The following is a 17,878-nucleotide window of genomic DNA, read 5'->3' on the forward strand; positions in this document are numbered from 1 at the left end:
AACCAATGAAACAAATCTATTCACCAATAGAACAACCCTATTGCAGATGGCAGCTCGATTGATTAAGTTTGTCGCCCATTCATGGTACCCATCCGCATAGCTTCAATGAATATCAATCAGTTACGCTACTTTTACGAGCTGGCCCAGCACCGCCACTTCGCCAGGGCGGCCAAGGCCTGCTTCATCACCCAGCCAACCCTGTCGGCCAGCATCACTACCCTGGAGAAATCCCTCGGCACCGAACTGGTGGTGCGCAACAGCCAGTTCGTGGCGCTGACCCAGGCCGGCGAGGTGGTGCTGCGCCACGCCGAGCGGATGCTGCTGGAGCAGGACTCGATGCGCCAGGAGCTGAGCCTGTTCAGCGGCGAGCTCAGTGGCGCCCTGCGCATCGGCATAGTGCCGCAGTCGAGCGTCGACATCATGCCGCTCATCAAGCGCTTCAATACCCTCTACCCCAACGTCACCCTGCGCCTGTCGGTGCTGACCCACGGCACCCTGCTCGAGCAGTTGGACCTGCACCGGACCGACATCGGGCTCGGCTTTGACGAGCCGCTCACCGACGGCCAGCGCCGCTCCCTCGACGTGCAGCTGCGCCGCCCCAATCCGATGGCGGTGCTCAGCCCCCGGCCCGCGGCGGGCGGCACCGCCAACCAGGGCCCGTTGAAACTGGCCGATCTGCAACCCCTCCCCCTGATCCTGCCGAGCAGGACCATGCAGTTTCGCCACCATTTCGAGCAGGCCGCCGCCCGCCAGCAGCTGAGTTTCAAGGTGGTGCTCGAGACCGACTCCCTGTTCCACCTGGTCAATGCGGTGAGCCATGGTCTGGGCACCGCCGTGGTCAGCGCCGGCATCGCCAGCACCGCCAACCAGCTGTTCAAGGTGCACTGCCAGCCGCTGGAGGACGCGACGGCGGGCACCACCGCCTTTATCACCCGCAAGCACAGCGTCACCCCGGCCATGCGCGCATTTCTCGAGCTGCCCTCCCCTTGAACGACGTCGGTTTGTCCCCCCTCGGCCATCACCCTGGTGCGATCCGGAAAGACTGGACGGGAGGGGCTGCAGACGATGGCCGCGATCAGCCGCACCCGCCGATTATGTCCGTGCGCGGGATCACAAACTCACAACAATTGTGGTGCCCCGGGGTAGAAAACGGGGTGTAACCCTATTTTTCGCTGGGTTCCCACCCTTTTGGTGGTTGCTTTTTGGTAACAATAGGAAAATATTGTGTTTATCAGGAAGCGGTCGCCTTTGACACCCAAAGATCCATTTGGTTTCCTGACAGAACATCGCCCACACTGACACCTCAACCACAGTTGTACCGCTGCATCGGGCCGTGTAGCGGAATTTACCAAGGAAAAGGTAATCGATATGCAATCTTCCCGTCGCTGGCACCCTGCCGGCCTTGCACCAAGCCACCCCAGGTTTGAGTTCGGTAGAAAGCTCTCAACTCCGCTCATCTCCAGCAGCATGCTCCATGCTTCGCCAGCTGCGGCAACGCGGCGACAGTGCCTGTCGATTCCGGCCCCCGCGTAGACCGACGATCCAGGATCCCCGCAGGCATTGCCAGCCCGTGATCCCTCGCACCCACCAGCACCAGCAACAGGTATTCCCCTCCAACCCGGCTCGACGGACGTTGGACGGAACGGCACGCCATTAAACTCGCTCTGGAGTATTGCCATGCGAACTTCCCGCTATCTGGGTGGACTAGTCGCCCTCGCCTGCGGCCTGAGTCAACCGGCTCAGGCCGACAACGCCCGCGACTGGCAGAATCTGCCGACCGACTTGAACATGGTCTTCGGCTACTACAACAGCGTCGACACCAACACCTCGATCGACACCAGCTTGCCGATCGACGGCCTGTCGCTGGACGCCGACCTCTTCATCTTTCGCTATGCCTACAGCTTCGCGATCGACGGGCGCACCTCCGGCTTCCAGCTCCTGCAGCCATACGCCCACGTCGATGCCTCCTTCGATGACGCGCAGCACTTCACCGGCACCCGGAAGGAGAGCGGCCTAGGCGATACCCAGGTCATCTTCGTCCACAACCTGTTCGGTGCCCCGGCCTTGAGCAAGTCGGAGTTCGCCAGCGGCTACCAGCCGCAGACCTTCCTCACGGGCGCACTCTGGGTAACCACCCCCAATGGCGACTACGACAAGGATCGCGCCATCAACATCGGAGCCAATCGCTGGGTGTTCAAGCCGGAACTGGCCTTCGGCCACCCCATAGGCCCCACCTGGCTGGAGCTGAACAGCTGGGTCTCGCTCTATGGCAACAACAGCGAGTACCAGGGCGGCAGCAAGCTGGAGCAGGACCCACTCTGGTCCATCGAGGGCCACTACAGCTACACCTTCAACCCGGCCATCTGGGCCTCCCTCGACGCCACCTGGAGTTCGGGGGGCGAGACCAGGATAAACGGGGTCGATCAGGGCAATGAGCAGGAGAACACCCTGCTCGGCGCCAGCATCGGTTTCATGCTCTCGCCCCAGTTCGGCGGCATGGTCGCCTACAGCGACACGGTCTCGGTGCAGAGCGGCTCACCGGATGTCAGCACCTGGACGCTGCGCCTGCAGTACCTCTGGTAAGCGGCACAGGATTTTTTCACGATCCCATCACGAAACCCTGATTTTCCATGAACAAGCAGTACATGGGTTTAATTCAACACAAGGAGTACAGAATGAAATTCCAACTGTCGGCATTGACCATGGCTCTCGCGTTAACCTCGTTCACGGCGCTGGGCGCCGACGAGCCGAAGGATGCCAGTGATATCACCAAGCAGATGAACGCCGCCGTCTTGAAAGACCTGCCCTTCGCAGACAAGCAGGACTTCGAGGATGCGAAGAAGGGCTTCATCGCGACACTGACCCCCATGACCATCAAAGACGCCAAGGGCAATGTCTCCTGGGATCTGACCAGCTACGACTTCATCAAGGGCGATGCACCGGACACGGTGAACCCCAGCCTGTGGCGCATCTCCGAGCTGAACCTCAACAACGGCCTGTTCCAAGTCACAGATAGGGTCTATCAGATCCGTGGCTTCGACCTGTCCAACATGACCATAGTCGAGGGGGACAGTGGGCTGATCATCATAGATCCGCTGGTCACCACCGAAGTGGCCAAGGCGGGGCTCGATCTCTACTACGCCAACCGTCCGAAGAAGCCGGTGGTGGCGGTGATCTACACCCACAGCCATGCCGACCACTATGGCGGCGTCAAGGGGGTCACCAACGAGGAAGACGTGAAGTCCGGCAAGGTGAAGATCCTCGCCCCGGATGGCTTCCTTGACGAGGCGGTGAGTGAGAACGTGCTGGCCGGCAACACCATGAGTCGCCGCACCCTGTACCAGTACGGCGCCATGCTGCCGCGCAGTGCCCGCGGCCAGCTCGATGCCGGTCTCGGCAAGACCACCTCCTTCGGCACCTTTACCCTGATCCCCCCCACCGACACCATCTCCAAGACCGGTGAGAAACGCACCCTGGATGGCGTCGAGATGGAATTCCAGATGGCGCCAGGCACCGAAGCCCCCTCCGAAATGCTGATCTGGTTCCCGCAGTTCAAGTTGCTCAACACCGCCGAAGACGCCACCCACACCATGCACAACCTCTACACCCTGCGCGGTGCCCAGGTGCGCAACGCGGCCAACTGGTGGAAGACCCTGAACCAGGCCATCAACAGCTATGGTGACAAGGTGGAAGTGGTGCTCGCCCAGCACCACTGGCCGATGTGGGGTCAGCAGCGCATCGTCAGCTTCATCTCCGATCAACGCGACATGTTCAAGTACCTCCACGATCAGTCACTGAATCTGGCCAACAAGGGCTACAACATGACCGAGATCGCCGAGCAGCTGGAGCTGCCCGACAGCACAGGCCAACAGTGGCACAACCGGGGCTACTACGGCTCGGTCAACCACAACGCCAAGGCGGTCTACCAGCGCTATCTGGGCTGGTACGACAGCAACCCGGCCAACCTGCACCCACTGCCACCGGTTGAGGCGGGCAAGAAGTATGTCGAGTTCATGGGGGGCGCCGATACGGTGATGAGCAAGGCCAAGGACTCCATCGCCAAGGGGGATTACCGCTGGGCCGCGGAAGTGCTCAAGCACGTGGTGTTCGCCGACCCGAACAACCAGGCGGCCCGCAACCTGCAGGCCGATGCCCTGGAGCAACTGGGTTACCAGACCGAGAACCCGACCTGGCGCAACGAGTACCTGATGGGGGCCTACGAGCTGCGCAACGGCGTGCCCAATCAGCCGGGGATCAACACCGCCAGCCCGGACATGGTGGCGGCGATGAGCCCGGACCTGCTGCTCGATTACATGGGGGTGCGGATCAATGGCCCCAAGGCCGTGGGCAAACAGGTGCGGCTCAACTGGAAGCAGCCAGAGGGGCAAACCTATGCCATCGAGCTGCGTAACGGCGTCTTGATCTACACCGCCGACAAGGGCTTTGACAAGGCGGACGCCACCCTCACCGTCGACAAGCTGGGCTTCGCCGGGCTGATGATGGGGGGCGCCTCTCTGGACAAGGAGCTGGCCGCCGGCAAGGCCAAGCTGGAAGGTGATCAGGGCAAGGTCAACGAGCTGCTCGGCCTGCTCGACAACTTCCCGAGCATGTTCAATATCGTCACTCCCTAAGAGATGAATGGATCGCGTCCCGCCAGGGGCGCGATCCATGGCATGCCAAGGATATGAAATGACAACGCACTCAAGCACGGCTCGACCACGTTCTATTCACCTCAGGCAAAGCCTTCGCGCCCTGATGTTCCCTGCCCTCTGCTGTGCCTGCGGCGCCATGGCCAACGAGTTGCCGGCGCCAGGCACCGACCACCCGGTGAAAAACCCGGATTGCCACGCCTTGCAGCAAGACACCAACATCGACCTGAAGGAGGTGACCAAGGCCGGCTGCCAGCCCTCGGCCCAGCAGTTGGCCAAGATGATGGACAACCCGGTAGGCAATCTGGTGATGCTGGTGAACCAGTTCGACTACACCGCGCTCAAAGGGCCCAACAGTGAGGGGACTCACTACATGGGCAAGTACAGCTTCATGCCGACCTTCCCGATCTCCCTCGGCGAGGAGTGGAACCTGATCAACCGCATTCCCATCACCTACATCAGCGCACCTATCAACAGTGACGCCGGAAAATTGGTGGGCCTCGGCCCGAGCGACATCATGGCGGACCCGTCCCTGACCAGCCTGATCAACGATCCCTTCGATCGTACTCATGGCATGGGGGATCTGACCTATGTCGGGGTGTTCTCCCCCAAGCAACCTATCCACTTCCAGACCGGCAAGGTGGTCTGGGGCCTCGGCCCCACGGCCATGTTCCCCACCGCCACCGAGGACGTGCTGGGGACGGGCAAGTATGCTCTCGGCCCGGCCGTCGTGGCGGCCTACCTCGGCGAGGACTGGTCGCTCGGCCTCTTCCCGCAGCACTGGTGGTCGATCGCCGGCGATGATGATCGCAAGGACGTCAGCCTGACCAACATCCAGTACTTCATCCAGCGCAACATCCCCGGCGATGCCGGCTGGCACGTCGGCATGTCGCCGAATGTCACCGTCAACTGGAAAGCCGACAGCGGTAATCAGGTCAGCTTCCCCGTTGGCCTCGGTGCCTCGCGCATCATCAAGATCGGCAGCCTGCCGGTGCGGATCGGCGCTGAGGTGCAATACGCGGTGATCCACCCCGATGATCAGCTCGGCAACCGCTGGAACCTTCGCTTTATGTTCGTGCCCGTCATCCCGACCTTCCTGTTCTAGCGCCGGCATAGACAATGGCGCACCGGCCTTCGTTGACCATGACCTCAATTCCTTGGTTTTTTCGAGATGCGAAGGCCAACCCACGCGGCAGAGCCACTGCGAAACGGAAAAGGAACCCGCCGGATAGGTGGATAGATGGATAGGTCTGCTTATATACGCTCTGATGCCAAGAAAAAGGGGACCATCAGTGGTCCCCTCGATTGAACAGGGTGAGATCGACTCAGTGGCCCAGCTTGCGCAGCATGTGATCGATCACCTCACTGTGCTCGTGCTGCGGGCTGAACAGAATGACCTCGGCGTCTTGACCTACCCTCACCGTGTGCCCGGGTGGCCAATAGAACAGATCCCCACCGCTGATCACCTCGCTCGAACCATCCCCATAGGTGACCGACAGTTCGCCTTGCAATACGTAGCCCCAGTGCGGGGCCTGACACAGATCATCCTTCAGCCCTTGCAGCAACGGCGCAATATCCGTGCCCGCGCCGAGGGAAAAATATTCGCCGCTGATCATGCCGTATCCGGTCGCGTCGCCAAATTCGGTCTGTTGCCGCGCGATGGCGCCCGGCACCTGGATTCTGACGGGTACGTCCTGCTTGGAAATACGCATCTGTACGCTCCTCGATGGTGGTTGTGGAGGTCGAATAACGATCTCTGGCTTAGGTTGCATGGCGCATGATCGCTGCTCATACCGGTTTGATGTTCTGGTTCATCCGGAAGAGGTTGGTCGGGTCGTACTTCTTCTTGATCTCCACCAGCCGATCGTAGGTCGCACCGTAGGCGAAGGCGATGCGGTCGGTCTCGTCCTGGGTGAGGAAGTTGATGTAGGCACCGCTGCTGGCAAAGGGTTGTGACTTGGTAAAGAACTCTCGCGCCCAGGCGATGCAGCGCTCGTCCTCGCCAGCCGACTCCCAGCGACCGTGCACGTTCATCACGTAATTGGCATCCCGGCTCGAGTAAGCCATCGCCTCGGGCGCGACGCGGGCCGTCTGGCCGCCGATCGTGCCGATGAAGATCTCGCACTGGGGCGACGGCAACTTGCCGGCGTATTCGATGATGGCGTCGATCGCGCCGTCGCTGAGCTGCGAGAAGTTGTGCGACTTCCAGTAGTTGCGCGCCCCCTTCGACAGGAGCGGATCGAACGCCTGCTGCCAGGCAACATATGGCTGGACCCCGATGTGCTCGCCGAGCACGGTGCCAAACCCGCGCAGCGGTTCGATCAGCCTCTCGCCCTCTTTGGGATCGCCCGCATAGCACAGGGCGAGCGCGACCATCTCCTTGCCGTGCACGTCTTCGGGCAGGAAGGGCAGCGGAGGCGCCTTGCGCGTGACCATCCAGACGCTGAGCTCGTCCGGCATCGTCTCGGTGAAGCGGGCGAACCGCGTCAACACGAGCTTCGCCTTATCGAACGCAAAGACGATGAGCCCGCTCAGTACATCCGGCCCGACGGGATGGAGCTGGAACTCGAAGCGGGTGACGACACCGAAGTTGCCACCGCCCCCCCGCAGCCCCCAAAAGAGATCCGCGTTTTCCGTTGCGCTGGCGTGCAGCTGACGGCCATCCGCCGTGATGACTTCCGCGGAGAGCAGGTTGTCGATGGTCATGCCGAACTTCCGGCTCAGCCAGCCGAACCCGCCGCCGAGCGTCAGGCCGGCCACTCCCGTGGTCGAGTTGATGCCAAGTGGCGTGGCGAGGCCGTGGGCCTGTACGGCCGCATCGACATCGGCAAGGGTGCAGCCGGGCTCGACGCTGGCCCGGCGAGTGGCCGGGTCCACTTGCACACTCTTCATCAATGAGAGGTCGATCATCAGACCACCGTCGCACACGGCATTGCCCGCAATATTGTGCCCACCCCCTCGGATCGAGACGAGGAGGTCGTGTTTTCGCGCTAACTCGACGGCCTGCACGACATCTTCGGGCGAGGTGCAGCGGGCGATCAGCGCGGGCTTGCGGTCGATCATGGCGTTCCAGATCTGGCGCACCTCGTCGTAATCCGCGTCTGCAGCAAGAAGCACCTCCCCCCGGAAGTGCGCTTTGAACTCGTCGATATTGGCATTTCGTAACGGCTTCATGGCGCCACCTTTTTGTTTGCACCTGACAACTGATTATGGTGCCCTTTCTCAAAGGTGCTCAGCTGATGGGTGGGCGCGGCAGCAATCTGTCATGACCCAAACCGAGGCGCTCAGGAAGATGAGCGGCGGCTAAACGAATCTGTACGATCCACGGGACAGTCACCGCGTGTTCGCGCCCCTGCATGAGGACTTGGTCTATGAAGGGCCTTCACCAATAGGGCCAGACGCCTTGGCTACACTCATAGCTGCACAGATTCTTTCCTCCCCGCAAAACTGTTGACCCCGTCCGTGCGAGCCGTGAAAGAGCACATCGTCTCTGGAGCCTGAAGATGGCGCCCAGTCATTGCGAAACGGAGGGCCAAACATGGCAACGTCAAAAACGGATCAGTATCTGGCGAACAACAAAAGGTATGCGCAGGGCGAGGCCGTGCACCAGCCTCTCTATCCGGGCAAACAGCCGATCCAGCCGGCCAGGCGAGTAGTGGTCGTGACCTGCATGGATGCGCGGATCGACGTGGAGGACCTGCTCGGATTGCAGACAGGGGACGCCCACATCATCCGCAACGCCGGCGGGGTGGTCAGTGATGACACCCTTCGCAGCCTGATCATCTCGCATCACCTGCTCAACACCGACGAAATCATCCTGATCCATCACACCCGCTGCGGCATGCTCGCCTTCACCGACGACCTGTTCAAAGCCGGTCTGGAAGGGGACCCAAGAGCGGAGGCACTACTCGGCCAAGCCACCGGCCGCGCGTTCACGAGCTGCAAGAAGTCATCTGCCACGCCGTCGGCATTCCACGCGTTCCGTGGGCAAATAGAGCCGCTTGATTCTCCTCGCGATGAGCGAAACATGGAGCGCCTCGCCTGGGATGTGCGGCGCGGCATGTCGGCCGTCCTGAACCACCCCTGGATACCAACGAGCGGCCCGGATGCGGTCAGCGTGCGCGGCTTCATCTACGATGTCGATACCGGGATGCTCGAGGAGGTGGCCTACCCCGGGCCAATGGGCTCGTTCGACTGAATTGGGCTAAGCAGATACGACAGCTACATAAACAAGACACCGGCCTGAGGCCGGTGTCTTGTTCTCGATGAAGTCACTATCGGTCAGCACAATGTGTGCCTACTAGGTCGATCTGGAAGCCGGCTGCATCATTGCTGTTGACGTTGCCCTCCACCTAGGTGTGCGCGATACCCTTGGCGCCAGTCACGAAATGGTACTTCAACTGGCCCTGGCCGCTGAATTATCGGTAACGGCTCAGGCGTTGCGCGGCAACACGGTCAGCACCCGCACGATGAATGCATGAAGCTCATTCATATAGTTGCGCAGGAAGTCAGCTGTCGAATCGTCCGTGACCTGTCCGCCCTCGGTGATCAGACCGGGTTTAAATTGAATGTAGGCTTCCAGCGTATTCATCAGTGGCGAATTGCAAAAGCACAGCACGCCACGCAAGCTCTGTTGCGCGACCGCGGTGCCAATGGCACCGGGCGACGTACCTATTACTGCCGAAGGCATACGTGTGAACGAGTTTTGGCCCCACGGCCGGCTGGCCCAGTCGATCGCATTTTTCAGGCCACCTGGGATGGATCGGTTGAATTCCGGCGTCACGAACAACACCGCATCGACTTCGCTAATGGACTGCTTGAATTTTCGTGCCACCGGGGGGAAGTCCGCATCATAGTCTTGACTGTACAGGGGCAAGTCCCGAATGGGGATCTCAATCAACTCCAACTCGGGCGGTGCCAAACGCACCAGCGCCTCGGCCAGCAATCGATTAATTGATGTACTGGAGAGACTACCGACGAAATAACCAACCTTGTATTTAACCATGAAGATCTCCTTTGTAGAGTTAACCCATCCGAATCCAAGCCGTCATGCTTAGCCTATAGCCGAGCCTTGATGCTGTTGAACAGATCGGAGATGCTCTAGGATAGTCGATAAACCAAGGAAGGCGCGGACAAGTCCCTGACGTGAGATCATCGCCACATCACCTTGATGTCGCTACCCTGTAATTTGTTGAATTAAAATAACTAAACCTCCCAGTCTCCTCACAGAAGATGCGTGTTCACAGCCTCCCTAGTCATCGCGAAATGGAGGATTATTTTCAGCAGCCCCTACCCTACCCCCATCAGTAATAAAAAGACGCTCACCCACAAGGGGCGCACTCAATGCGGCCCTCTTTAGGGGTGTTTTTAGGGCTAAATTGAAATGGCGGGAGAGGTTGAATCATACCACTCGGATATCTGCCAAATACGGTACAGCTATCTGACGCAGGATGAGCCAGCTGCAGGAGGTGTTTAAGATGAACGATGCGATTGAAACCTTGATCGAGCTAGCTGAACAGGGCGATGTGACTGCTGCTATCTGTTTGGCACATGCGTATGACACTGGCTTGGGATTGGATGGGCCGCAAGACAGACAGAAGGCTTGTTTCTGGTTTCAGAAAGGGGCCGAACTGGGCAATGCAGACTGCCAATTAAACGTCGGCATGATGTGTGAGAAGGGGGAGACGGTGCCACAGGACTACCGACAGGCGGCTGTCTGGTATCGCAAGGCCGCCGAACAGGGGGGCAAAGAGGCACAACGCCACCTTGGATACCTCTATAAAAATGGCTTTGGAGTAGAACAGGACTACAGGCAGGCTTATGCGTGGTTTTCTCTCGCAGCAACCAAGGGTGATCACGCAGCCATAGTATCGCGTGACAAGATGGTTAAGAAACTAGCCCCTGCCGCACTGGTAGAGGCGCAAAAACTGGCGTTTGGCTATTTCGAACTGTATAGGAAAAGCTGACCATACCGCAGAGATAGCTTCTGGAGATACTTGTTGATGGTCGTAGGGCTCTTGCCTGAGTTCAGTAGCTCGTCCTTGAACTTGACCACATCGACCTTGCTGTACGCGGTGGGAGATCTATCCCCCAGCGCCGTGATGAAGTAGCCGATGTAGTTCTTCTGATTACTGAGTTCTTTGGGGGCCCATGACAGAGCCTTTTCTTTCAGATAACGCTCGCTGAGTTCTGAGAGTACAGGGGATGTAATAGCAGAGGGTCCCACAGGGGCTGACTGAGGGGCAGTATGGGCCGCAGGTTGTCTCTGTTGTTGTAGCTGCGGAGGCACCGGCAGGGAGTTTGACTAAGGCTCAAGCTGGATAGACTCAGGCTTTACCCGAGAACGAGCGCAGGTTAGCAACTGAGCCACCTTGTCACGTGCGACCAGCTTGTCCCGAGTACGAGGCGATTTCTTGATGTCTTTGCGGCGCCCACAGGGGAGCACGGTCACTTTGCCAGACTCTCCCTCGACCAGGCTATCCCTGACCGTACCACCATCATGAACTTCCGCCATCTGCGGGAGCAGCATCAGCTGGCTCGCCAGCCCTTCACTTATTCGTACCTTCCCTAAATATCCAGGCATATTTTGCCTATGTGTTTGCCATGTAACTGGTGCTCAAAAGCAACCTGAATATCTTCCAGCGGCATCCTAGAATCAATGACAGGACGAATTCCAGACGCATTGAACGCACGGGTCATATCGAGTTGATGTGAACGGCTGCCGACCGTTATGCCTTTAACTGTCAGCTGTTTTCCCATAATGGCCCCCGTCGGTACTTGCCCGGCAATGCCAGTGAATACGCCGATTAAACTGATGTGACCACCAATCCTGGCAGCCGTGATCGATTGTGCTAGCGTCCCTGGCCCACCGATCTCCACAACATGATCGACGCCCCGACCACCGGTCATGTCCAGTATTTTTTTACCCCATTCTGACTCCCGGCGGTAGTTAACCACTCCGCTAACACCTTGGCGTATTAACCATTCGGCCTTCTCATCAGAAGAGGTCGTCGCCCAGACACGCGCACCAGCCATACGTGCAAACTGAAGGGCAAAAACTGAGACGCCACCCGTACCCAGGATCAAGACGTCATCTCCGGCTTTGATGTTGCCGTTCACGACGAGGGCTCGCCAGGCGGTTAATCCAGCAGTGGGCAGTGTGGCTGCTTCAGCATGATCCCAGCCGTTCGGTGCACGCATAAACCAGTTTGCCGGGCGAACAGCATATGAGGTGGCATATCCGTCAAGCCCATCACCGGGGGTGCGGCTAAAGCCGATGGCAGGACAGTCCCCCTGCTCCCAGTCCGGAAAGAAAACGGAGACAACATGATCGCCAGCAGTGAACCCGGTAACGCCTTCCCCGATCTCCTCAACAACACCGGCACCGTCTGACATCAACAGCCGTCCAGCGACAGAGGGAAGGATCCCTGCGGCAACATTGTAATCATGGAAATTCAGGGAATTGCTGTGGATCCGTACCCTGACTTCACCAGGGCCGGGTTTTCCTGGGTCGGCGATGTCCGTTAACTGGATCTGGTCAATCCCAGGCATATGTCCGAGTAGTGCAGCCTTCATCATCTGGTCTCTTATTGGTATCCACGATGTAGAGAAGGTAACCTTTCCACACCCTACCGATAAGTACGAACAAAAATGTCAGTATCAAAAACCAGTGATCGGAAGCAGAAGAATGTACTTTCACGCATGCTCACCAGTAAGGAATCATTCGATGCGTCCTGTTCTTCCCGGCAAATGCTCAGCCATATCACCAGCCGTTGGGGAACGCTGACATTGGTCGCCTTGCTGGAGGGAACGCACCGTTTCAGCGAGCTTCGTCAGAAATTAACGGGCATCAGTGAACGTATGCTCATCAAGGTTTTAAAGGAACTGGAGGAGGACGGTCTGGCCATCCGGGTCTCCTTCCCTGTGATCCCGCCGCATACCGAATATTCCCTCAGCCCGGCGGGTGTTGAGGTCGCCGGGTTGGTCACAGTGCTGACGGATTGGATAGGTAATTACCAAGCAGAACGTGCTATCTGAGGATATTTCGCCTCTCAAGGCTGCCTGATTTTTGGTCTGGCGTTGCACTTCAACATTGAATTCGCGCCGAGATATCGTTTTTGCATGGATAAGTACCTCATGGTTTATTTCATCTCGAGTGGTTAAACATCGAGTTTACGGCCCGTCAGCCATTCAACCATGGCGGGATCACGATGAGAGAAAAAGGCACTGGTTGCCGTATCCAGCGCGGCTATCTGCACCATCTCATCCTGACTGAGCTCGAAGTCGAAGATATCGAGGTTCTCCTTCATCCTCTCCTTGCGCACCGATTTGGCCAGCGACGCTATGCCGCGCTGGAAGATCCAGCGCAACACGACTTGCCCCACGCTCTTTCCCCGCTTCGCGCCGATGGCGGTCAGCACCGGATGCTGGAACAGACCATTTCTGCCTTCTGCGAAGGGAGCCCACGCCTGTGGCTGAATGCGTCGACTCTGCATCCAGGGCGCGGCATGCAGTTGCTGATTGAACGGGTTCACCTCTATCTGATTCACGGCCGGCACCACATGATTGAAAGCAATCAAGTCGGCAAGTCTGTCAGGCTGGAAGTTGCTGACGCCAATTGCGCGGACCTTGCCGGCTTGCAGCAACTCTTCCATCGCCCGCCATGCACCGTGGACATCCCCGTAGGGCTGATGGATGAGATAGAGATCCACATGATCGAGCTGCAGGCGATTCAAGGAGCGCTCGAACTGCGCCTTGGCCCCCTCATAGCTGGCGTCTTGCAGCCAGAGCTTGGTGGTGACAAAGAGCTCGTTACGCCCGATGCCGCTCTGCCTGATCCCGTTCCCGACCTGGGCCTCATTCTGATAGGAGGCGGCGGTGTCGATCAACCGATAGCCGCTGTCGATGGCTTCGATGACGGCGCGCTCGCACTCTGCCGCCTCCGTCATCTGAAAGACACCAAAGCCCTGCAGGGGCATTTCGATACCGTTGTTGAGTCTGACTGTGTTCATCTCATTTTCCTTTCGCTGTGGTGTGACTGGCATGACGCAGCCAAGGGTCTCCAGGGATCAATTCGTTGCCAGGGTGCGCTGACCACCTTGATTGTGCATATCAGGCACCCTGCCGTTATCCCCTGGTTATTGCAGACCTTTCTCTTTCAGGAACTGGCTCACCAGATCGGCGATCTGAACATTGTTCAGATCGGAGAAGGGGAAGTGGGTGTTGCCCTTGATGCCGATTTCGGGCAGGTGAACCACAGTGACATCCCCTCCATGCTGGTTGACCAGATCCCGCCACTGGCGGGCCATCGCCAGGCGTACTCGCCAGCTGTCCTGGGCGGGCATGGCAGTCGGTTTGTCTGGGATGTTGTCGCCATACAGGATCAGCACTGGGATCTTGGTCAGGCTCATGAACTGCGCCATTGTCACCGGCTCACCCTTCAGGGTATCGAACGCACTCGGCATGGGGGCTGGCAACGCCTGCTCAGGGAAGACGAAGCCACTGCCTGGTTCGAACGCGACTATGGCCTTCACCTTGTTGCTTTTTATGGCGGTATGCCAGCCAGGTCCGCCCCCCTGAGAGTGGGTGAACAGGATGGCCGGACCACTCTTGTCCACCACCGCCGCCATGGCATCGGCGATGACATTGACATCAAAGGGCCCGGTGTTGGGCGTCATCTGGCGGAAATACTGGTTCAGCACCGCTTGATGCTGAGAAAACTGGACGTCTTTGAAATAATCCGGCCAGACGCCAAGACGGAACTGATTGAACCACAACTGCTCATCCGGATTGGGGGCCACCGCCCCCTCCACCATGCTGCGACCCGCGCTGCCTCTGCGGGGTTGATCGACCAGATAGGTCGCAAACCCCCGGCGCAGGAACAGGGTCTGGAAACCTTCCCGGCCATCCGGCGTGGTCTGCCAGGTACGGGAAGACTGGCCGGCACCGTGGAGCATGACGATCGGGTACTTGTGCGGGTTGGGCGGAATTTGATAGAAGACGCTGGCGTGATCCCCATGGTAGGTCTGACCGGCAGGCTCCAGTGGCTGCTTGGGGTCAAACTTGCCGGGGGCGGTGACGACGGCGCCCCCCGCGGCAAAGCTGCCCTGCTCCTGAATAACCAGGGGATCGGCATGAGCGGGGGCCACAAGCACCCCTGCCAGCATGCAAAAAAGCAATGATTTACTGAGTCTCTTCATGGTTGTGTTCCCTTGTTTGGCATCAAGCATCAATCCTGTTTACGTAATGAACGTCACCTGTCGCCATCACGACGATGACCTGTCTGCCTCGCCCAAAGATGAGATCAAGTCCCTCTGGCCTCCAGCCACCGGGCTACTGTCTCGGTCGTTCGCCTCTCCTGATCGCACTCCATGATCAGTGGTGCATCTCGCCGGGCACCTGACGCCAGTCTGGCGAGTACCGCCTCGCTATCCCCGATGCCATAGCCACCGTGGGTGATGAAAGGAACGAGCCGCTTACCCGCCAGATCATGGGTGATCAAGAAGCGCTTGATCACGCTAAGGGGCGGTATCAAGGTGCACTGATTGGGGATCGGGCTGACGGTTATTCCCCCGCATGCTCAATCCCGGTCCCCTGCGACGGAGGCGCGATAATCACGCTCGCTCACCTGCGCAAGCCAGGTCACCACCTGGCCATCCTGCCGTTCAGCCAGCGCCAGGTGGGTCATGGGAGTATCAGGTGCCGCACCATGCCAGTGCTTCACGCTAGCCGGGATCCAGACCAGATCCCCTGGCCGGATCGCCTGGACAGGACCTTCTACCATCTGCACCCGCCCCAGCCCACTGACCACGTAGAGGGTCTGGCCCAAAGGATGGGTATGCCAGGCGGTGCGCGCCCCCGGCGTGAAGCTGACCAGGCCGCCAGAGATGGCGGCGGGCGCCGTGCCCTGATACAGCTGATCCACATAGACATCCCCGACGAAGAATTCGCTAGCACCCTGGGTTGCAGGCACCAGCCCCGGGGAAAATACCTGTATCGTCTGATCTTTTGCCTCAGCCTGGGCAAGCGTGGTTGCGGATATTGGGTTCATTGTCGACTCCTGTGCTTTAAAAATGTGTCACTCGCGCCACCAGGCGCTGCCCTCATGGGGGATCAGCACGTTCAGGGGCTCCCCCATCACCGGGGTGGTCAATGGGATCTGCTGCTCGGTGGCCAAACGGACTATCTGCTCGAGCGGGTCATCCCACGAATGCATGGCCAGATCGAAGGTGCCGTTGTGGATCGGATAGAGCCACAGCCCGCGCAGATCGTGAAACGCCTGCGCCGTCTGCGCCGGCAACATGTGCACGTACTCCCAGCGCTTGTCGTAGGCCCCGGTCTCGAGGAAGGTCATGTCGAACGGACCGTAACGCTTGCCGATCTCCTTGAAGCCATCGAAGTAACCGCTGTCACCGCTGAAGAAGAGAGTGGCTCCCTCCCCGCGAATGACCCAGGAGGCCCACAGGGTCTGATTGCCATCGCTAAGGCCACGGCCGGAGAAGTGCTGGGCCGGGGTGGCGATGAACTCAATGCCGCCGACCCGGGCCTTCTGCCACCAATCCAGCTCCCTGACCTTGTGCCGGGGGACACCCCAGGCAACCAGGCGCGCCCCCACGCCGAGCGGCGTGATGAAGTGGCTGACCTTCTCTTGCAGCGCAAGGATGGCGTCATGGTCGAGATGGTCGTAGTGATCATGGGAGAGGATCACCGCCTCTATGGGGGGCAGCGCATCCAGGGTGATGGGCGGTGCGTGCCAGCGCTTGGGGCCAAACCATTGCACCGGCGAGGCGCGCTCGCTGAACACGGGATCCGTCAGCCAGAACTTGCCCTGCAACTTAAGCAGCAGACTGGAGTGGCCGAGGCGCCACACACTGTTATCCGAGGCGGCCATCAGCCCCTCACGGCTCATGGCCTGCACCGGGATAGCGCGATCCGGCACTGTGCCATCAGGCTTGGCGAACAGAAAATCCCACCAGATCCGGACCCCTTCCCAAGTGCTGCGCTGCGGCAGTGTCACGGCATTGCTGAATTGACCCGCCTGATACTGGGAAGAGTCAGGGTGTGCGGGCAGGCCCGGTTTCAATACATAGGAAAAGATGCCTGCCATCACGGCTCCTGTTAGCAACCAGAGAGAGCGCCGGCCCCTTGGGACGGCGCGAGAGAGTACAGAGGGGTTCTGCATTCATGAGACTCCTGTTGACGATCCGGCCTTAGCGACCCACGTTGTGCTGCAGGTGTGACGGATAGCGATCCCCCTCCACCTTGATCCCGACCAGGGCACGCTGGATGTCTCCCAGATCGGTGGCGCTCAGTACCACCCGAGCTGCGCCCAGGTTCTCCTCGAGCCGATGCAGCTTGGTGGTGCCGGGAATGGGGGCGATCCAGGGCTTTTGCGCCAGCAACCAGGCGATCGCGATCTGGGCAGACGTCACCCCCTTGCTGGCCGCAAGGTCGCTCAATACTTCGACCAGATGCTGGTTTGCCTGGCGCGCCGCCTCGGCAAAACGTGGGACTATGTTGCGAAAATCCGAGTCATCGAAACGGGTATCGGGCTTGATGGCTCCGGTCAGGAAGCCCTTGCCGAGGGGGCTGAAAGGGACGAACCCGATACCCAATTCCTCCAGCAACGGCAGGATGGCCTGCTCCGGTTCGCGCCACCAGAGGGAGTATTCGCTCTGTAGCGCCGCCACCGGCTGCACGGCGTGGGCGCGACGAATGGAGTCGACACCGGCCTCGGACAGACCGAAGTGGCGCACCTTGCCCTCCTGGATAAGGTCTCGCACTGTGCCAGCCACCTCTTCCATGGGGACATCGGGATCGACGCGGTGCTGGTAGAAGAGATCGATCACATCGGTGTTGAGGCGGCGCAGCGATGCCTCCGCCACGGCGCGGATGGTGGCCGGGCGGCTGTCCAGCCCCTCCGAGACCTTGCCGTGCTTGAAACCGAACTTGGTGGCGATCACCACCTTGTCCCGGAACGGGGCGAGAGCCTCCCCCAGCAACAGTTCGTTATCGCCAGGGCCATAGGCCTCGGCGGTGTCGAAGAAGGTCACCCCCAGTTCATGGGCGCGGCGGATCAGGGCGATGGCCTGCCCCTTGTCCGTGGCCGGGCCATAGCCAAAGCTCAGCCCCATGCAGCCCAGACCGATGGCCGACACTTCCAGCCCGCTGTTACCCAAAGTACGTGTTTGCATGATGGATCCCTTTTCTTGAAAGGCGCTCTCCTTGGA

The 17,878-nt window shown here is 59.5% G+C and carries 16 protein-coding genes and 1 pseudogene; 8 read left to right on the forward strand and 9 right to left on the reverse strand.

The features are described from left to right. The first annotated feature begins 105 nt into the window (after positions 1–105). The 4 genes from KW821_RS16200 to KW821_RS16215 all read left to right on the forward strand — a co-directional run bounded on the left by KW821_RS16200 (position 106) and on the right by KW821_RS16215 (position 5,754). Positions 106–990 (forward strand): LysR family transcriptional regulator, encoded by an 885-nt coding sequence (locus KW821_RS16200; RefSeq protein WP_218292167.1) that lies wholly within the window; start codon positions 106–108, stop codon positions 988–990. 687 nt (positions 991–1,677) lie between these two features. After that, positions 1,678–2,583 carry a transporter gene (locus tag KW821_RS16205; protein ID WP_218292168.1) on the forward strand — a complete coding sequence of 302 codons (906 nt, stop codon included), beginning with the start codon at positions 1,678–1,680 and terminating at the stop codon, positions 2,581–2,583. Positions 2,584–2,675: 92 nt separating this feature from the next. After that, positions 2,676–4,631 (forward strand): alkyl/aryl-sulfatase, encoded by a 1,956-nt coding sequence (locus tag KW821_RS16210; protein WP_256353521.1) that lies wholly within the window; start codon positions 2,676–2,678, stop codon positions 4,629–4,631. Positions 4,632–4,689: 58 nt separating this feature from the next. Further along, complete coding sequence (locus tag KW821_RS16215; protein WP_218292169.1) at positions 4,690–5,754, forward strand: hypothetical protein; 1,065 nt, start codon at positions 4,690–4,692, stop codon at positions 5,752–5,754. A 220-nt stretch (positions 5,755–5,974) separates the two neighbouring features. On the opposite strand, the gene KW821_RS16220 is transcribed toward KW821_RS16215, so the two are convergent. Continuing rightward, positions 5,975–6,361 carry a hypothetical protein gene (locus KW821_RS16220; RefSeq protein ID WP_218292170.1) on the reverse strand — a complete coding sequence of 129 codons (387 nt, stop codon included), beginning with the start codon at positions 6,359–6,361 and terminating at the stop codon, positions 5,975–5,977. Between the two features lie 76 nt (positions 6,362–6,437). Continuing rightward, a complete protein-coding gene (locus KW821_RS16225) occupies positions 6,438–7,823 on the reverse strand; it encodes an FAD-binding oxidoreductase (RefSeq protein ID WP_218292171.1) in 1,386 nt (461 codons plus the stop codon). Positions 7,824–8,187: 364 nt separating this feature from the next. On the opposite strand from KW821_RS16225, the gene KW821_RS16230 reads away from it, so the two are divergent. Further along, positions 8,188–8,847 carry a carbonic anhydrase gene (locus KW821_RS16230; protein WP_218292172.1) on the forward strand — a complete coding sequence of 220 codons (660 nt, stop codon included), beginning with the start codon at positions 8,188–8,190 and terminating at the stop codon, positions 8,845–8,847. Between the two features lie 234 nt (positions 8,848–9,081). Here KW821_RS16230 and KW821_RS16235 read toward each other — a convergent pair whose 3' ends face one another. After that, a complete protein-coding gene (locus tag KW821_RS16235; RefSeq protein WP_042653708.1) occupies positions 9,082–9,654 on the reverse strand; it encodes an NADPH-dependent FMN reductase in 573 nt (190 codons plus the stop codon). A gap of 472 nt (positions 9,655–10,126) precedes the next feature. Here KW821_RS16235 and KW821_RS16240 point away from each other — a divergent pair, with 472 nt between their 5' ends. Together KW821_RS16240 and KW821_RS16245 are read left to right on the forward strand one after the other, a co-directional pair. Continuing rightward, the gene (locus tag KW821_RS16240; protein WP_170176004.1) at positions 10,127–10,615 is read left to right on the forward strand and encodes a tetratricopeptide repeat protein; all 489 of its coding nucleotides are present in this window, start codon (positions 10,127–10,129) and stop codon (positions 10,613–10,615) included. A gap of 485 nt (positions 10,616–11,100) precedes the next feature. Next, positions 11,101–11,199, forward strand: a pseudogene (locus tag KW821_RS16245) (IS5/IS1182 family transposase); the annotation flags it as partial. 17 nt (positions 11,200–11,216) lie between these two features. Here the strand turns inward: KW821_RS16245 and KW821_RS16250 are convergent. Continuing rightward, entirely contained in the window at positions 11,217–12,227 is a 1,011-nt protein-coding gene (locus tag KW821_RS16250) for an NAD(P)-dependent alcohol dehydrogenase (RefSeq protein WP_218292173.1), read from the reverse strand. A gap of 72 nt (positions 12,228–12,299) precedes the next feature. On the opposite strand from KW821_RS16250, the gene KW821_RS16255 reads away from it, so the two are divergent. Continuing rightward, positions 12,300–12,686 (forward strand): helix-turn-helix domain-containing protein, encoded by a 387-nt coding sequence (locus KW821_RS16255; RefSeq protein ID WP_256353522.1) that lies wholly within the window; start codon positions 12,300–12,302, stop codon positions 12,684–12,686. A gap of 122 nt (positions 12,687–12,808) precedes the next feature. Here the strand turns inward: KW821_RS16255 and KW821_RS16260 are convergent, their stop codons facing one another. From KW821_RS16260 to KW821_RS16285, 5 genes are all read right to left on the reverse strand, one after another. Continuing rightward, positions 12,809–13,660 carry an aldo/keto reductase gene (locus KW821_RS16260; protein WP_218292174.1) on the reverse strand — a complete coding sequence of 284 codons (852 nt, stop codon included), beginning with the start codon at positions 13,658–13,660 and terminating at the stop codon, positions 12,809–12,811. Between the two features lie 126 nt (positions 13,661–13,786). Then, a complete protein-coding gene (locus KW821_RS16265) occupies positions 13,787–14,848 on the reverse strand; it encodes an alpha/beta fold hydrolase (protein ID WP_256353523.1) in 1,062 nt (353 codons plus the stop codon). 380 nt (positions 14,849–15,228) lie between these two features. Continuing rightward, positions 15,229–15,699 (reverse strand): cupin domain-containing protein, encoded by a 471-nt coding sequence (locus KW821_RS16275; RefSeq protein ID WP_218292176.1) that lies wholly within the window; start codon positions 15,697–15,699, stop codon positions 15,229–15,231. Positions 15,700–15,726: 27 nt separating this feature from the next. Further along, complete coding sequence (locus KW821_RS16280; protein ID WP_256353524.1) at positions 15,727–16,755, reverse strand: MBL fold metallo-hydrolase; 1,029 nt, start codon at positions 16,753–16,755, stop codon at positions 15,727–15,729. 103 nt (positions 16,756–16,858) lie between these two features. After that, a complete protein-coding gene (locus tag KW821_RS16285; RefSeq protein ID WP_218292177.1) occupies positions 16,859–17,842 on the reverse strand; it encodes an aldo/keto reductase in 984 nt (327 codons plus the stop codon). Positions 17,843–17,878: the final 36 nt, after the last annotated feature.

It is taken from the genome of Aeromonas sp. sif2416, from assembly GCF_019218665.1.
In the GTDB taxonomy this organism is placed as follows: domain Bacteria; phylum Pseudomonadota; class Gammaproteobacteria; order Enterobacterales; family Aeromonadaceae; genus Aeromonas; species Aeromonas encheleia.

Excerpts from the sequence above, each read along its gene's own strand:
- KW821_RS16200 (WP_218292167.1), top strand. The coding sequence starts at position 106 with ATGAATATCAATCAGTTACGCTACTTTTACGAGCTGGCCCAGCACCGC.
- KW821_RS16205 (WP_218292168.1), top strand. The coding sequence starts at position 1,678 with ATGCGAACTTCCCGCTATCTGGGTGGACTAGTCGCCCTCGCCTGCGGC.
- KW821_RS16210 (WP_256353521.1), top strand. The coding sequence starts at position 2,676 with ATGAAATTCCAACTGTCGGCATTGACCATGGCTCTCGCGTTAACCTCG.
- KW821_RS16215 (WP_218292169.1), top strand. The coding sequence starts at position 4,690 with ATGACAACGCACTCAAGCACGGCTCGACCACGTTCTATTCACCTCAGG.
- KW821_RS16220 (WP_218292170.1), bottom strand. The coding sequence starts at position 6,361 with ATGCGTATTTCCAAGCAGGACGTACCCGTCAGAATCCAGGTGCCGGGC.
- KW821_RS16225 (WP_218292171.1), bottom strand. The coding sequence starts at position 7,823 with ATGAAGCCGTTACGAAATGCCAATATCGACGAGTTCAAAGCGCACTTC.
- KW821_RS16230 (WP_218292172.1), top strand. The coding sequence starts at position 8,188 with ATGGCAACGTCAAAAACGGATCAGTATCTGGCGAACAACAAAAGGTAT.
- KW821_RS16235 (WP_042653708.1), bottom strand. The coding sequence starts at position 9,654 with ATGGTTAAATACAAGGTTGGTTATTTCGTCGGTAGTCTCTCCAGTACA.
- KW821_RS16240 (WP_170176004.1), top strand. The coding sequence starts at position 10,127 with ATGAACGATGCGATTGAAACCTTGATCGAGCTAGCTGAACAGGGCGAT.
- KW821_RS16250 (WP_218292173.1), bottom strand. The coding sequence starts at position 12,227 with ATGATGAAGGCTGCACTACTCGGACATATGCCTGGGATTGACCAGATC.
- KW821_RS16255 (WP_256353522.1), top strand. The coding sequence starts at position 12,300 with ATGTCAGTATCAAAAACCAGTGATCGGAAGCAGAAGAATGTACTTTCA.
- KW821_RS16260 (WP_218292174.1), bottom strand. The coding sequence starts at position 13,660 with ATGAACACAGTCAGACTCAACAACGGTATCGAAATGCCCCTGCAGGGC.
- KW821_RS16265 (WP_256353523.1), bottom strand. The coding sequence starts at position 14,848 with ATGAAGAGACTCAGTAAATCATTGCTTTTTTGCATGCTGGCAGGGGTG.
- KW821_RS16275 (WP_218292176.1), bottom strand. The coding sequence starts at position 15,699 with ATGAACCCAATATCCGCAACCACGCTTGCCCAGGCTGAGGCAAAAGAT.
- KW821_RS16280 (WP_256353524.1), bottom strand. The coding sequence starts at position 16,755 with ATGGCAGGCATCTTTTCCTATGTATTGAAACCGGGCCTGCCCGCACAC.
- KW821_RS16285 (WP_218292177.1), bottom strand. The coding sequence starts at position 17,842 with ATGCAAACACGTACTTTGGGTAACAGCGGGCTGGAAGTGTCGGCCATC.